The organism is Pseudomonas migulae, assembly GCF_043225285.1.
In the GTDB taxonomy this organism is placed as follows: Bacteria; Pseudomonadota; Gammaproteobacteria; order Pseudomonadales; family Pseudomonadaceae; genus Aquipseudomonas; species Aquipseudomonas migulae_C.
Window position 1 is genome coordinate 5750601 of record NZ_CP171224.1, and the last position, 15437, is coordinate 5766037.

13 protein-coding genes are annotated in these 15437 nt (G+C 63.4%); 11 read left to right on the forward strand and 2 right to left on the reverse strand.

Annotated features, from left to right (window positions below; genetic code table 11):
* Positions 1-20: 20 nt before the first annotated feature.
* The 6 genes from ACF6ZU_RS26515 to ACF6ZU_RS26540 all read left to right on the forward strand — a co-directional run bounded on the left by ACF6ZU_RS26515 (position 21) and on the right by ACF6ZU_RS26540 (position 4904).
* Positions 21-266: a ferredoxin family protein gene (locus ACF6ZU_RS26515; RefSeq protein WP_007946457.1), complete on the forward strand. Its 246-nt coding sequence runs from the start codon at positions 21-23 to the stop codon at positions 264-266.
* 232 nt (positions 267-498) lie between these two features.
* Positions 499-1905: an ABC transporter substrate-binding protein gene (locus ACF6ZU_RS26520; protein ID WP_392888479.1), complete on the forward strand. Its 1407-nt coding sequence runs from the start codon at positions 499-501 to the stop codon at positions 1903-1905.
* 128 nt (positions 1906-2033) lie between these two features.
* Entirely contained in the window at positions 2034-2816 is a 783-nt protein-coding gene (locus tag ACF6ZU_RS26525) for an ABC transporter permease (protein ID WP_392888480.1), read from the forward strand.
* Positions 2816-3664 carry an ABC transporter ATP-binding protein gene (locus tag ACF6ZU_RS26530; protein WP_392888481.1) on the forward strand — a complete coding sequence of 283 codons (849 nt, stop codon included), beginning with the start codon at positions 2816-2818 and terminating at the stop codon, positions 3662-3664. Before ACF6ZU_RS26525 ends, ACF6ZU_RS26530 begins: the two co-directional genes overlap by 1 nt.
* The gene (locus ACF6ZU_RS26535) at positions 3661-4623 is read left to right on the forward strand and encodes a HEAT repeat domain-containing protein (protein WP_392888482.1); all 963 of its coding nucleotides are present in this window, start codon (positions 3661-3663) and stop codon (positions 4621-4623) included. Before ACF6ZU_RS26530 ends, ACF6ZU_RS26535 begins: the two co-directional genes overlap by 4 nt.
* Positions 4620-4904, forward strand: coding sequence for a DUF971 domain-containing protein (locus ACF6ZU_RS26540; protein WP_392888483.1), 285 nt, complete (start codon positions 4620-4622; stop codon positions 4902-4904). Before ACF6ZU_RS26535 ends, ACF6ZU_RS26540 begins: the two co-directional genes overlap by 4 nt.
* 392 nt (positions 4905-5296) lie before the next feature.
* On the opposite strand, the gene ACF6ZU_RS26545 is transcribed toward ACF6ZU_RS26540, so the two are convergent.
* Complete coding sequence (locus ACF6ZU_RS26545; protein ID WP_392888485.1) at positions 5297-6034, reverse strand: TorF family putative porin; 738 nt, start codon at positions 6032-6034, stop codon at positions 5297-5299.
* 108 nt (positions 6035-6142) lie between these two features.
* The gene (locus ACF6ZU_RS26550) at positions 6143-7885 is read right to left on the reverse strand and encodes an amidohydrolase (RefSeq protein WP_392888487.1); all 1743 of its coding nucleotides are present in this window, start codon (positions 7883-7885) and stop codon (positions 6143-6145) included.
* A gap of 103 nt (positions 7886-7988) precedes the next feature.
* On the opposite strand from ACF6ZU_RS26550, the gene ACF6ZU_RS26555 reads away from it, so the two are divergent.
* From ACF6ZU_RS26555 to ACF6ZU_RS26575, 5 genes are all read left to right on the forward strand, one after another.
* Positions 7989-8918 carry a LysR substrate-binding domain-containing protein gene (locus ACF6ZU_RS26555; RefSeq protein WP_392888489.1) on the forward strand — a complete coding sequence of 310 codons (930 nt, stop codon included), beginning with the start codon at positions 7989-7991 and terminating at the stop codon, positions 8916-8918.
* A gap of 689 nt (positions 8919-9607) precedes the next feature.
* Complete coding sequence (gene lexA / locus ACF6ZU_RS26560) at positions 9608-10225, forward strand: transcriptional repressor LexA (RefSeq protein WP_392893941.1); 618 nt, start codon at positions 9608-9610, stop codon at positions 10223-10225.
* Positions 10225-10842: a translesion DNA synthesis-associated protein ImuA gene (gene imuA / locus ACF6ZU_RS26565; RefSeq protein WP_392888490.1), complete on the forward strand. Its 618-nt coding sequence runs from the start codon at positions 10225-10227 to the stop codon at positions 10840-10842. The genes lexA and imuA overlap by 1 nt, the downstream gene beginning before the upstream one ends.
* Positions 10843-10849: 7 nt before the next feature.
* Complete coding sequence (locus tag ACF6ZU_RS26570) at positions 10850-12265, forward strand: Y-family DNA polymerase (protein WP_392888492.1); 1416 nt, start codon at positions 10850-10852, stop codon at positions 12263-12265.
* Entirely contained in the window at positions 12241-15339 is a 3099-nt protein-coding gene (locus ACF6ZU_RS26575; RefSeq protein ID WP_392888494.1) for an error-prone DNA polymerase, read from the forward strand. The genes ACF6ZU_RS26570 and ACF6ZU_RS26575 overlap by 25 nt, the downstream gene beginning before the upstream one ends.
* Positions 15340-15437: the final 98 nt, after the last annotated feature.

Here is a 15437-nt window from a genome sequence, read left to right on the forward strand (position 1 = left end):
ACCCTAAGAGAGACCGCCCCATGGCCTATCAACCCCAGGAAATCTTCTTCCGTTCCAACGCGCCCGTCACGGTCGACGAGGACCTGTGCATCGCCCACAAGGGCTGCACCGTGTGCGTCGACGTCTGCCCGATGGACCTGCTGGCGATCAACCCGGCCACGCAAAAGGCCTACATGGCCTTTGACGAATGCTGGTACTGCATGCCGTGCGAAAAGGACTGCCCGACCGGGGCCGTGAAAGTCGAAATCCCGTACCTGTTGCGCTGAAACCCAATCCCTGTAGGAGTGAGCCTGCTCGCGATCGCAGTGGGTCAGACAAGGAAATGTTGGATGTGCCGTCGCCATCGCGAGCAGGCTCACTCCTACATTGGATTTGTGACAAACCCAAAAAAGCTACCCGGAAACACCGGACGCTGTATTGAAAAACACCCCTCGTTTCCCACCACGCCCTGATCGTGGCGGAGACGAACATCCTATAAATGATTCGAGGGGATTCACCATGTTATTGCGTACAACATTGGCCGGTCTGGTACTGGCGTCGTTCACCCTGTCGGCCTCCGCCGAAACCATCCGCATCGCCATCGGCACCCAGGACACCACGATCAACTGCGCCGCCGGCGGCCTGTTGATTCGCGAGTTGGGGCTGCTGGACAAATACCTGCCCCACGACGGCCAATACAAGGATGCGAAATACGAGGTGGAGTGGAAGAACTTCACGAGCGGCGCGCCCCTGACCAACGAGATGGTCGCCGGCAAACTCGACTTCGGCGCCATGGCTGATTTCCCCGGTTCGTTCAACGGCGTTGCGTTCGAAACCGCGGGCAAACACAGCCTGTTCATCAGCGTGTTGTCGGGCAGCATCAAGGGCAGCGGCAACGGCATCGTGGTGCCGAGCGCGTCGGGCGTGCAGTCGTTGGCCGAATTGAAGGGCAAGACCATTTCCGTGCCGTTCGCCTCCACCGCGCACGGCATGTTGCTACGTGCCGTGGCCGCACAAGGCTGGGACCCGCTCAAGGACGTGAACATCATCGCCCAGCCGCCGGAAGTCGCCGGTTCCGCGTTGCAGGCCGGGAAGATCGACGCCCACGCCGACTTCGTGCCGTTCGCCGAACTGTTCCCGAGCCGTGGTTTCGCCCGCAAGATCTATGACGGTTCCCAGGCGGACGCGCCGACGTTCCATGGCGCGCTGGTCGATCAGGCCTATGCGAAAAAGTACCCGGAAATCGTCGTTGCCTACCTGCGCGCCAGCATCGAAGCCAACCAGTTGCTCACCGCCGAACCGGAGAAGTACAGCGAGTTGATCGCCAAGGTCACCGGCGTCGATGCCGAGGTCAATTACCTGTTCTACGGTCCGCTCGGCGTGCAGACCCGCGACCTGAGCTGGAAGCCGGAATACCGCCAGGCGGTCGGCACGGCCATCGACACCCTCAAGCTGTTGAAGAAGGCGGATCGTGGTCTCGACCTCAACACCTTCATCGACGACCAGTACATCCGCGCCGCTTTCAAAGCCTCGAACCTGGACTACACCGCGCAGTTGGCCAACTACGCACCGACACCGCTTAAAGGGGTGGATGCGGCAAGCGGTAAAGCCATCACCGATTTCAGCCATGTGGCCGAGATCTGGGTGCGCGGCGAGCCGAAAGTCCGGCAGTACACCACGGCGGAAGCGGCGTTCACTGCGTTGGCCGGGCTGAAGGCAGAAGGCAAAAACATCCGCGCGGTGTATGCCCAGGCGAGTGACAGCGGAATCAAATTGTTGGCGGATCAGGCGTGGTTTGCCAGTGATGCGAAAGGGCGCTTGAGCGCGTTCCTGCTCAAGGGCCAGGCCCAGCAGTTCGCCACGGCCCAGGGCGGCAAAGTCCTTGACTTCACCGACGCCACGACCCAGGCGGTAGCTACCCGCTAAACCCAGAACACCGCTCCCCTTGTAGGAGCCAGCTTGCTGGCGATGGAGTGTCAGTCGACATCTTCTTGGCTGACACACCATCGCCAGCAAGCTGGCTCCTACAGGGTTCTCGGTTGAGAGGAAGAATTGTGTTCGGATCATATTTACGCTGGATTCCAAGAGCAGCCTCGATTCTGCTCTGCCTTTTATTCTGGCAACTCGCCGCCAGCCACCACTGGAACCTCGGCCTGGTCACGTTCGCCAACGTCCCGACCCCGGTGGCGGTGATCGAAGCGGCGTTGGGCCTCGGTGACTCCGGCAAACTCGCCCAGCACCTGAGCAGCAGCCTCAGCCGGGTGTTCGCCGGTTACCTCGCGGCGCTGGTCATCGGCATTGCCCTGGGCCTGGCCATCGGCCGCTCGAAATGGGCGGAAGATTTGCTGTTGCCGCCACTGGAAGTGTTGCGCCCGATCCCGGCCGTCGCGTGGATTCCCCTGGCGATCCTGATGTTCCCGTCGTCCGAGCTGTCGATGGTCTTCATCACGTTCACCGGCGCGTTGTTCCCGATCCTGCTCAACACCGTGCACGGCGTCGAAGGCGTCGACCCGCGCTTGATCGCCTCGGCGAAAAGCCTCGGGGCAGGGCGGCGGGCGATTCTGCTGGAAGTGATTCTGCCCGGCGCGGCACCGAGCATCATCACCGGCCTCGCCATCGGCATGGGCACGTCGTGGTTCTGCCTGGTGACGGCGGAAATGATCTCCGGCCAGTACGGCATCGGCTATTACACCTGGGAGTCCTACACCATCCAGAACTACGCCGACATCGTCGTCGGCATGTTGTTGATCGGCGTCCTGGGCATGGGCAGCAGTCTGCTGATCAAACGGCTCGGCGGGTTGTTCACGCCGTGGCACCGACCACGAGGGAAAGCCTGATGAGCGTTTATCAACACCCGGAAGGGCGAATCGAGATTCGCGGCTTGTCGATCAGCCTGGGCGAGGGCAGCGCCGCGTTCGAAGCCGTGCAGGGCCTCGACTGCCAGATCGAACCGGGGCAGTTCGTGTGCATTCTCGGGCCGTCCGGTTGCGGCAAATCCACCTTGCTGGGCGCGCTGGCCGGGCACCTGCAAGCCCGCGCCGGCACCTTGAACGTGGACGGTGCCGCCATCTCGGGGCCCTCGCCGCAACGGGGCATGGTGTTCCAGCACCACACGCTTTTCCCTTGGCGCACGGTGCGCGACAACGTGGCGTTCGGCCTGAAAATGCGTGGCATCGGCAAAGCGGAGCGACACAAGGCCGCCGATGAAATCCTCGCGCTGGTCGGCCTCGAAGGGTTTGCCGATCGCTGGCCGGATCAGCTCTCCGGCGGCATGCAGCAACGGGTGGAGATCGCCCGGGTGCTGGTCAATCGTCCGCGTCTGTTGCTGATGGACGAACCGTTCGGCGCCCTTGATGCGCTCACTCGATTGAACATGCAGGAACTGCTGCTGGACATCTGGACGCGGATTCGCACCACCGTGGTGTTCGTCACCCATGACATCGACGAGGCGCTGTTCCTCGCCGACCGGTTGCTGGTGATGAGCTCGCGTCCCGGGCGGATCATCGAAGACCTGCGCCTCGACTTCCCTCGGCCTCGCACCACCGAACTGGTGACCAGCCACGAGTTCTCCCGCCTGAAGCGTCATTGCCTCGAATTACTGCGTCACGAAGACGGTCGGCAGCTACCGCGCCTGAACCCTCTCGGACTTCCTCCTGAAAACAAACTGCCGCGATTTGCCCTATGACCTCACTATTCGATGTAACCGACAACGACGACATTCTTGCCCTGCAACCGCGCCTGACCGATGAAGACCCCGGTGTGCGGCGGATAGCCCTGATCGAACTGGCCGACCTCGAAGAGCCGGACGGCTTGTTGTGGCTGGTCGATCGACTGGCCGAAGACCCGACCGAAGAAGTCCGCGCCGAAGCCGCGCGTTTGCTCGAAGCCTGGGAGGACGAACCGGTGGTCGAGGCGCTGTGCCAGGCGCTGACCGATCCCTCGCCGGCGGTTCAGGCCGCTGCCGCGCAGAGTTTGAGCCTGCTCAAGAGCGAGGCGGCGGGCCGGGTGATTCTGCCGTGGACCGGGCATGCCGACATCAGCGTGCGCATTGCCGCGTTCAGGGCGCTGCGCGAATTGCGTTTCCCCGGCGCCGCCGCACCGGCCGCCGTGGCATTGAACGATGCCGATGCCAGCGTGCGCCGCGAGGCGGTGGGCGTGCTCGGCTGGCTGAAACAACTCGATGCGCTGCCTGCGTTGGCGCGTCTGGCCAGCGACGACCCGGACACCGAAGTGCGCCGCGCGGCCACCGGCGCGCTTGGGCTGGCGTCCGACGCGCAGGTGCTGCCGGCGTTGCGCCAGGCCTTGCAGGACCAGGCCTGGCAAGTGCGCGAAGAAGCGGCCACCACGCTGGGCAAGGTCGGGCACACCGACGCCGGCCCGGCTTTGGTCGAAGCCCTGACTGATGACTACTGGCAAGTACGCCTGCGCGCGACCCGCAGCCTCGGCCGCTTGCGCTTCGTTCCGGCGCTGGACGCGTTGATCGAAACCCTTGGCCATCGCATCAGCAATCTGCGCAAGGAAGCCGCGCTGGCCCTGGGCGAACTGAACGATAAAGGCGCCATCGCTCCCTTGCAGGCCGCCCAGGACGATGGCGATCCGGAAGTGCGCAAAGCCGTGCGCATCGCCTTGAGCCAGTTGCAATGAACCCGCTGGCGATCGGCAATTCCCGGAGCAAACAGCAACTGCGCTTGAACTGGCCGGACGGCCGCGAGCAGTTGCTTGGGCATGCCGAGTTGCGCCGCCAGTGCCCGTGTTCGCAATGCCGGGCGTTTCGTTTGCAAGGCCTGACGCCCAGGGTCGATGACCGGGTTTGCGTCGTCGAAGTGAACGCCCAGGGCTACGGCCTGCAATTGGTGTTCAGCGACGGCCACGAACGCGGCATCTACCCGTGGCCCTACCTCGCAGGAATGACCCCAGCCCCGTAGGCGCCCGGCTTGCCGGCGATAGCGATTCCAAAAACGCCATCGCCGGCAAGCCGTGCTCCTACAGATCTGCGTGCCCCCCAATCCCAAGCCATCCCCCGCACTGTAGGAGCCGGCTTGCTGGCGATAGCGATTCCGAAGACGCCATCGCCGGCAAGCCGGACTCCTACGGATCTGCGTGAACCCCCAATCCCAAACCACCCCCGCACTGTAGGAGCCGGCTTGCCGGCGATGGCGATTCCGAAGACGCCATCGCCAGCAAGCCGGCTCCTACGGGATCTGCGTGAACCCCCAATTCCCAAACAATCCCCGTACTGTAGGAGCCAGCTTGCTGGCGATGGCGATTTCGAGGACGCCATCGCCGGCAAGCCAGCTCCTACAGGGATCGAGGTGGGTCAGAAGGATTTGCTGACACTCGCCACCACCGTGGCGCTGCACACGTCGTCAAACCCCCAATTACTCGCGCACTGGCTTTTCGACAGGTCGGTGTCGATGTAGCTCAGGCCCAGCATGACGCCCGCCAGTTCATGGCTCAGTTTGACTTCCCATTCGTGGTACGCGTCTTCGGCATGGCCCGAGGTCGAATACAGGTGCGGGTCCTTGAAATCCATGTAGCCGTATCGCAGTTTCAGGCCCGTGTCGTAAGGCAACTGCGTTTCGTACCCTACGTAGCTGTACAGCGAGTTCTGCTCGCTATCGATGCCCGGCGCATCGTCAGAGTAAAAGGCGCCGAGTTTCACCCCGTAGGCACTGAGAATGGCGTAGGTCTCGCTCTGATTGAACTGGCTCTCTTTCGGGTAGGCGTATTTCAGGTAGCCGAGGTCGAGGCTGATTGCATCGGTCGCCTGCCAGAGCCAACCGGCGTAGTAGTCGACTTCCTGACGGGTTTTCAGGCCGCCGCCGAAATCGACGTTCGAACTCCAGGCGCCCAGGTACAGGCCGCTGCTGTGAGTCAGGGTCAGACCGGCCTGCACGGCAGGATCGTTCTGGGTTTGCGAAATGCCGCGAGTGCGGTAATCGCTCGCCAGGGTCAGGTCGACCGGTACCGCGAAGTCATCATTCAAAGGTATCGCCTGGCTGCACAGGGGCAGCGCGCTCAAGGAGCCGAGGGCGAACAACGTGAAAGCTTTCATGAGCAAAATCCCGATATTGTGGTTGTTATGGGCAGTTTTTGACGGCAAGGCTGCGCCGTGTCCCGGCGACAATCGCGGGAACGGGCAGCGGGTTCAGGGTGATTTTTCTTAGAGGGCGGGGGCGTAGACTTCGCGGCCGGCGAACCAGGTCTGCAGCACTTGCGTGTCGTGCAGGGCCTTGTTGTCGACGCTGAACACGTCGCGGTCCAGCACGATGAAATCGGCTTGCTTACCGGGGCTCAGCGATCCGATCTGTTGTTCCAGGCCAATGGTGCGCGCGGCGTTCAGGGTGTAGGCGTAGAACATGGTTTCCCGGTCCAGGCGTTCGTCGGCATTGAGCACGCCCAGCGGGCCGACGCGCGTGATGGCCTGGGCCATGGCGTTCCACGGGTTCGGTGAAGACACCGGCCAGTCACTGGCGCCGGCAATCGTCGCGCCCTGTTTGAGCAGCGAATGCGCCGGGTATTGATAGCGGAAGGCGAGGGCGCTGACGTAGGGCTTGATCATGTCCAGCGTGTAGTCATCGGCCGTCGCCCACAGCAGCTGCATCGACGCGATGACGTTGAGCGGCTTGAACCGCGCGAACTCCTTCGGGTTGACCATTTGCAGGTGGGTGATCGAATGCGTCACACCGCTCTGGCGATCCTTGCGCGCCTGAGCAATGCCGTTCAGCGACTCACGCACCGCGCGGTCGCCGATGGCGTGAATGTGCACCAGCCAGCCACGCTGGTCGATGGCGCTGACCAGCTCGCCAAAATGCTGGGGATCGATCAGCAGTTCGCCCTGTTTGTGCGAGTTGCTGTACGGATCGATCATCGCCGCGCTCTGCGCCGGGTATTCGATCACGCCGTCGGCGAAGATCTTGATGCCGGGCAGGGTCAGGTTGGGGATGCCCTGGAACTGCTGGCGCACCTTGTCCAGCGTATCGAGATCGGCGGGTACGCTTTTCGGATTGGCCACCAGCAGCGCGGCGACGTGGGCGCTCATGCCACCGCTCTCGGAAAGCGCTTTGTAGGCAGGCAGCACGCCGACGGTTTTCTCCGTGGGTTTGAGCGCGAACACCGGCTCGCCGGGGGCGGCGTTGGCGGCGGGGTCCATCCAGGCCGTGATGCCGAGGCTGTTGTTGTAGCGCACCGCCGATTGCGCGGCCTTGAGCATGTCGGCGGCGCTCGGCACCGGCATTTTCGAGGCAACGCGGTCCCAACCGGCATCCACCAGAAAACCGTTCGGGCTGCCATCGGTGAGTTTGCCAAGGGTGTCCTGCTCGGCTGCCGGCAGGTTTTTCAGGAGTTCGGCGTCAATGCCGGCGCGCGCCAGCATCACGTTGTTGGCCCAGGCGGTGTGGTGATCGCTGCCGGTGAACACCACTGGCACGTCGGCCCATTCGCCGCTATTGAACTTCTTGCCGAAGGCTTCGGCCTGTGCCCAATAGGCCGAACTCATGCCGGCCACGCTCAGCACGTCGCCATGCTTCGCCTTGCCGTCGTCACGCCAGCCTTTGAGGCGTTTTTCCAGTTCGTCGAGGTCGACCACTTCGTCTTCCATGTTGGCCGAGACCATTTCCAGGCCACCGAAAATCGCGTGGGAATGGCTGTCGATCAGGCCGGGCATCAGCGCCTTGCCGCCGAGATCGATCACCCTGGTCGTTGACTCGATCAAGGCCTTGACCTGCGCATCGGTGCCGACTTTCAACACCTTGCCGTTCTCGACGGCCAGGGCCTGGACCTTCGGTTGGGCGCGGTCGGCGGTGAAAATCTTGCCATTGAGCAGCACCAGATCGGCCGCCGCCATGGCTTCCATCGAGGCAAAACTCACGGTGGCCATCAACAGATTCGGGATGAATCTTTTCATTGAATGTTTCCTTGTTATTGCGTCTGATGGCCAGATTAGTGGCTGCCTTGGCGCAGCAGAACGCCTCGCTGACGAAAAACGTTTTTGCCTGAATGGAAAAAGAATGGACAAGTTGGGTGCATTGAAAATGTTCGTGGTGACCGCGCAACTGGGCAGTTTCAGCCGCGCCGCCGAGCAGTTGGGCAAGACGCCGTCGGCCCTGACCAAAGCGGTCAATCACCTGGAAGCCGAGCTCGGCGCGCGTTTGTTCGAACGCAGTACACGACGGATTCTGCTGACCGAGTCCGGGCGGCTCTACCTGGAAACTGCGCGCCAGGTGTTGCAGCGGCTGGATGAGGCCGGCGAGGAAATCGAGCAGTTGCAGCATGGTTTGCGCGGCACCCTGAAAATCACCGCGCCGCTGGCTTATGGGCAGGCGTTTCTGGATCAGGTCTGCGGCGGTTTTCTCGAGCAGTACCCGCAGATCGATCTGCAAGTGGACCTGTGCGACGAGTTCGTCAATTTGCTGGAAAGTGGCTACGACCTCGCGTTGCGCGAAGGTCATGACGATTTGCCGGGGTTGATCGCCCGTGTCGTCGGCAGCAATCGCCTGGCGTTGTGCGCGAGCCCGGGGTATCTGGCGCGCAAGGCGCAGCCGGTGACGCCGCAAACCCTGGATGACCACGAATGGTTGCTGTATCGCCATCCGCTGCTCAGTCGCGAATTCTGGTGGGCCGAGCGAGACGGGCAACGCTTGAGCCTGCCGCAACCGCCGTCGCCGCGTCTGCGCAGCGACAATTACGACCTGCTGCTGGCCAATGCGCTGGCCGGGCGCGGTGTGCTGCACACGCCGTTGTGGAGTGCCGCGCCGTACATCGCCGACGGGCGGCTGGTGCGGGTGATGGCCGATTACGACATCGACCCCGACAGCTTTGGCCCGCACATTCTGGCGGTGTACCCGAGCCATCGGCGGGCGACGGCCAAGGTTGTGGCGTTTATCGATTACATCGCTGAATTCCTGGCAGCACGTGGCTTGGGGGATGATGCGCGTTAACTTGGCTATATATGGCCCTTGCAGGAGATTCTATGTTGCACCGTGACTGGTGAGGGTTGTGGACTCAGTACATATCCATTGCTGCGGTAACGGCTTCTATTGGTTTCGCCCTTACGGCGAGTCACTTGGAATAGCCCCAAGTAACCAAGGGCTCTTGCCCCTTTCGTCCGGTGCCTCGCCTAGGCTCGGCATTCCCTCGCTCCGGTCCTGCTCCGTGGGCCCGCCGCCATCGGCCATCCATGGCCGGGGGCGGCTAACCCGGCATCCATGCCGGGTTGCCCACTGCGCAGAACCTGCGCTCGGCCTCCCCATGGGGCAAGAAAATCAACAGCGCGCGAGGCGGCCTGATAGCCGACCTGGCTCTCTGGTGGTCCGCGTTGTCCTTCTTTGTTTCGAACACTCATTCCGGACTTGTACACCAATCCCCTGTAGGAGCCGGCTTGCTGCGGGCGGCGTTCCGACGATAGCGTCATTTCAGGCGATAAATGTGTCGACTGACCCACCGCCATCGCCAGCAAGCCGGCTCCTACAGGGGATTGGGTCACACGGTCAAAATTGTAGGAGCCAGCTTGCTGGCGATGGACGTTAACGATGACGCGGGCTGCCTGAATAAACGCGTCGCCTGGGCGTTTTTCGCGAGCAAGCTCGCTCCTACAGGGGCTTGCCAGGAAAACCCCAAAAGAGTACAAATGTACTCCATGACGACTTTAACTCCCCGCCGTACCGCCATCCTGACCTTCATCCGCGATCGAATCGCGGAGCACGGCCAGTCCCCGAGCCTCGCTGAAATCAGCGAGGCCTTTGGTTTTGCCTCCCGCAGCGTGGCGCGCAAGCATGTGCTGGCGCTGACCGAAGCCGGTTTCATCGAGGTCAATCCGCATCAGGCCCGGGGCATTCGTCTGCTCGGGCAACCGGTGCGGCCCGAACTGCTGGACATTCCGGTACTCGGTCGGGTCGCGGCGGGTGCACCGATCGGTGCCGATGCCGAGGTCCACAGCCGTCTGCTGCTCGACCCGTCGATCTTCTCCCGGGTGCCGGATTACATGCTGCGGGTGAAGGGCGACTCGATGATCGAGGACGGCATTCTCGACGGCGACCTGGTGGGCGTGCACCGCAACCCCGAAGCGCTGAATGGCCAGATCGTCGTGGCGCGACTCGACGGTGAGGTCACCATCAAACGCTTCGAGCGGGTCGGCGATGCGGTGCGCCTGTTGCCACGCAACCCGGCCTATCAGCCGATCATCGTGCACCCCGATCAGGACCTCGCGATCGAAGGGGTGTTCTGCGGCCTGGTGAGGCAAGGGTGATGGGGGCCGTCGTTGCGCTGGATACGCTGTTCAATGGCGGCCAGGTCTGGAAGGGCCGGCCTGCGCCACCGCCCGTCAGCCCACAACCCACCGGGCATGCCGCGCTGGATGCGGCGTTGCCCAGCGGCGGCTGGCCGGAAGCGGCGCTGAGCGAAATCCTCCTGGCCGGGCAGGGCGTCGGCGAGTTGCAACTGGTGTGGCCGACGCTGGCACGGCTGTCGGCGGCGGGCGAGCGCATCGTGCTGGTGGCGCCGCCCTACGTGCCGTATCCCCAGGCGTGGCAGAACGCCGGGGTCGATCTGCGTCAGCTGTCGATCATCCAGGCCAGCGAGCGCGATGCGCTGTGGGCGGCGGAACAATGCCTGCGTTCGGGCAGTTGCGGCGCGGTGCTGTGCTGGCCGCACAAGGCCGATGATCGGGCGCTGCGGCGCTTGCAGGTGGCGGCGGAAACCGGCTCGACCCTGGCGTTTGCCTACCGTTCGATCGATGAAGCGATCAACCCTTCGCCCGCGGCCCTGCGCATCGCCATCGATGCCAGGCCTGCGCAATTGCGCGTGCTCAAGTGCCGGGGCGGGCTCGTCCGTTCGGCACCGATTGCCTTTCCTGTGGGGCATTGAGGTTGCCATGCGTTGGGTGTGCATTCTCTTTCCGCAATTGGCGCTGGACGCGGTACTGCGTCAGCGCGCCGACCCCGATGAGCCGCTGGCGCTGCTGACCGGCCCGGCACAGCGTCGGGTGTTGCAGGCGGTCAACGCTTCGGCGCGGGCATTGGGCTTGCGCCCCGGCCAGTCGATGACCGCCGCCCAGGCCTTGAGCAAAGGCTTTGTCACGGCGGAATACGACGCGGCCGAGATCGAGCATTGGCAGCAATTTCTCGCCGCGTGGGCCTACCGCTTCAGCTCCCAGGTCAGCGTGCATTACCCGCGTGCGGTGGTGTTTGAAATCGAATCCAGCCTGGGCCTGTTCGGTGACTGGCCGCAACTGGAAGCGCGATTGCGCACCGAACTTGGCGAGCTGGGGTTTCGTCACCGCATCGTTGCCGCGCCGAACCCGGTGGCGGCGCGGATTCTGGCCAACGCCTATGACGGTCTGGTCGTACCCGACGAGCAAGCCTTGCAGCATCATCTGGGGCAATTGCCCATCGACCGGATCGGGCTGGAGACCAGCGTCGCCACAGCGCTGTCGCGCATGGGGTTGCGTACCTTGAGCCAGGTGCAGGCGTTGCCCCGGCAGAGTCTGGCCCGGCGTTTCGAGTCCGAGGTGCTCAAGCACCTGGATGCTCTGCTGGGCACGCGGCGGCTGGCACTGGCGTTCTACCTGCCGCCGGACCGGTTCGACGTGCGCATCGAGCTCAATTTCGACGTGCAGTCCCATCAGGCGCTGCTGTTTCCTCTGCGCCGGTTGACCGGCGACCTGTCGGCGTTCCTCTGCGGTCGTGACAGCGGCGTGCAGCGTTTTGACCTGCACCTGGAACACGCCGGCTTGCCGGACAGCGTGATCAAGGTCGGCCTGCTCAGTGCCGAGCGCGATCCGGCGATGCTCTTCGAACTGGCGCGCGGCAGGCTGGAGCAGGTTCAGGTCGAGGCGCCGGTGCGCGGTTTTCGCCTGCGTGCCGAAGACTTGCCGGCCTTCGTTCCGCAGTATCAGGAACTGTTCGACGATCGTCCGCAGCAGTCCTTGCCCTGGGAGCAATTGCGCGAGCGTCTGCGCGCACGGCTGGGGGATGACGCGGTGCAGGGCTTGCGGTTCCAGGCCGATCACCGGCCGGAGTGCGCGTGGCAGGCCAGTGCCGACAACCAGCGTTGCGCCGCCCTGCCGGGCGTGCAGCGTCCGGGCTGGTTGCTGACGCAGCCGCAGGCGATTCACGAAGGCTCGACCCGCATTCTCATGGGGCCGGAACGCATCGAGTCCGGCTGGTGGGACGGCGACGACGTCCGTCGCGATTACTACCTGATCGAAACCCGATCCGGCCAACAGGGTTGGGCCTATCGTGCGGTCGGCGAGGGCGGCCCGTTGTGGTTGCAGGGCTGGTTCGCATGAGCATTGACTATGCCGAGCTGCACTGCCTGTCGAACTTCAGTTTCCAGCGCGGTGCATCCAGTGCGCTTGAGCTGTTTCAGCGGGCGAAAAAACAGGGTTATCAGGCGCTGGCGATCACCGATGAGTGCACCCTGGCCGGCATCGTCCGCGCCTGGCAGGCGGCCAAATCCGTCGAGCTGCCGCTGATCATCGGCAGCGAAGTGCGCATCGATAACGGCCCGAAACTGGTGCTGCTGGTGGAGAACCTTGAAGGCTATCAACACCTGTGCCGGCTGATTACCCGGGCGCGGCGGCGCACGCAGAAAGGCCAGTACCAAGTGCTGCGGGAGGATTTCAGCGAGCCGTTGCCGGGGCTTTTGGCGTTGTGGGTGCCGGATGTGCTGGATGACTTTGCCAGCGGCCACTGGCTGAAGCAGGCCTTCGCCGAGCGTCTATGGCTGGCGGTCCAGCTACATCGTGGCCAGGACGATACCGGGCGATTGAACGCCTTGCTGACCTTGGCGAGGGAGTTGCGGATTCCACCAGTCGCCAGCGGCGATGTGCACATGCACACCCGAGGCCGACGCGCCTTGCAGGACACCATGACCGCCATCCGTCATCACGTGCCGGTGGCCGAGGCCGGGTTGCGCCTGCACCCCAATGGCGAGCGGCATCTGCGCAGCCTCGATGCTTTGCAGGCGATCTACCCGCAGGCGCTGCTCGATGAAACCCTGAACATCGCCCGGCGCTGCACCTTTGATCTTGGCCAGCTGCGTTATCAATATCCCCGCGAGTTGGTGCCGGAGGGGCAGACGGCCACGTCGTGGCTGCGTCATCTGACCGAAGAGGGGATCGCCTGGCGCTGGCCACAAGGCCCGAAACCCGAGGTGCTCAAGCAGATCGACAAGGAATTGGGGTTGATCGCCGAACTGGGTTACGAGAGTTATTTCCTGACGGTTCACGACATTGTCCGGTTTGCCCGTGATCAGCACATTCTTTGTCAGGGCCGTGGCTCAGCGGCCAACTCGGCGGTGTGTTTTGCCTTGGGCATCACGGAAATCGATCCGGATCGCACCACGCTGTTGTTCGAGCGCTTCCTTTCAAAGGAGCGCAACGAGCCGCCGGACATTGATGTGGATTTCGAACACGAACGCCGCGAAGAAGTCTTGCAGTACGTGTTCCAGCGTTATGGCCGGGCCCGCGCGGCGTTGACCGCCGTGGTCAGCACGTATCACTCGGCGGGGGCGGTGCGCGATGTGGCCAAGGCCCTGGGTTTGCCGCCGGATCAGATTAATGCGCTGGCAGACTGCTGTGGTCACTGGAGTGATGAAACACCGCCCGTGGAGCGCTTGCGTGAAGGCGGCTTCGATCCCGATAGCGCGGTGTTGCGCCGGGTGCTGAGCCTGACCGGGCAACTGATCGGCTTCCCCCGGCACCTGTCCCAGCACCCCGGTGGTTTCGTCATTTCCGAACAACCGCTGGACAGCCTGGTGCCGGTGGAAAATGCCGCCATGGCCGAGCGCACCATCATTCAATGGGACAAGGACGATCTGGACGCGGTCGGTTTGCTCAAGGTCGATATTCTTGCGCTGGGCATGCTCAGCGCGATTCGTCGTTGCTTCGATCTGCTGCGCCGTCATCGCGATCTGGATTTGAGCCTGGCGACGGTGCCCGCCGAAGACTCGCAAACCTACGACATGATTGGCCGGGCCGACACCATCGGCGTGTTCCAGATCGAGTCTCGTGCACAAATGTCGATGCTGCCGAGGCTTAAGCCGCGAAAATTCTATGACCTGGTGATCGAGGTGGCGATCGTCCGGCCGGGGCCCATCCAGGGCGGCATGGTGCACCCGTACCTGCGCCGGCGAAACAAGCAAGAGCCCGAGACCTACCCGTCTCCTGAGCTGGAAACCGTGCTCAAGCGTACGCTTGGCGTGCCGTTGTTCCAGGAGCAGGTCATGCAAATCGCCATCGTTGCCGCCGACTACAGCCCCGGCGAAGCCGATCAACTGCGCCGTTCCATGGCCGCCTGGAAACGTCACGGGGGCCTTGAGCCCCACAAGGATCGCCTGGCCGCCGGCATGAAGAAAAACGGTTACACGCCGGAGTTCGCCGCGCAGATTTTCGAGCAGATCAAAGGCTTTGGCAGCTACGGTTTTCCCGAGTCCCACGCCGCCAGTTTTGCCTTGCTGACCTACGCCAGTTGCTGGTTGAAATGCCACGAGCCGGCCGCCTTTGCCTGTGCGCTGATCAACAGCTGGCCCATGGGTTTCTACAGCCCGGACCAGATTCTCCAGGACGCACGCCGGCATCATCTGCAGATCCGCCCGGTGGACGTGCGTGCCAGCGACTGGGATTGCAGCCTCGAACCGATCATCGGCGCGCAGCCGGCGATTCGCATGGGGTTGCGGATGATCAAGGGCTTTCGCGAGGACGATGCCCGGCGGATCGAAACCGCAAGGTCACAGGGTGCGTTTATCGACATTGCCGACCTCGGCGAACGGGCGCGACTCGATGCCCGTGCGCAGGAGCAACTGGCCGATGCCGGCGCCTTGCGTGGGCTGGCCGGTGACCGGCATCGGGCGCGCTGGGAAGTGGCGGGGGTGCAGAAACAACTGGGGCTGTTCGCCGGTTTGCCGAGCCAGGAAGAGGTGGCGGTGTCGTTGCCCAAACCCACGGTCGGCGAAGACCTGCTGGCCGATTACAACAGCCTCGGCACCACCCTCGGCCCGCATCCGCTGGCCTTGTTGCGCAGTGAATTGAAAGCCCGGCGTTGCCGCAGTTCGAAGGAATTGCTGGAGGTCGAGCATGGCCGACCGGTCAGCGTCGCCGGGCTGGTGACCGGTCGACAACGTCCAGGCACCGCCAGTGGCGTGACCTTCGTCACCCTTGAAGACGAATTCGGCAACGTCAACGTGGTGGTCTGGCGCGACCTGGCGGATCGGCAACGGCAGGTATTGGTTGGCTCACAGTTGCTCAAGGTCGATGGGCGCTGGGAAAAGGAAGGCGAGGTACGTCACCTGATTGCCGGGCGTTTGAGTGACCTGAGCGAGTTGCTGGACGGAATCAACGTACGCAGCCGGGATTTCCACTGAAGTAAACACACACCTGTAGGAGCGAGCCTGCTCGCGATGGACGGAAGGACACCGAGTTAATCCTGACACTCCGCGTTTTCGTTAACGTCCATCGCGAG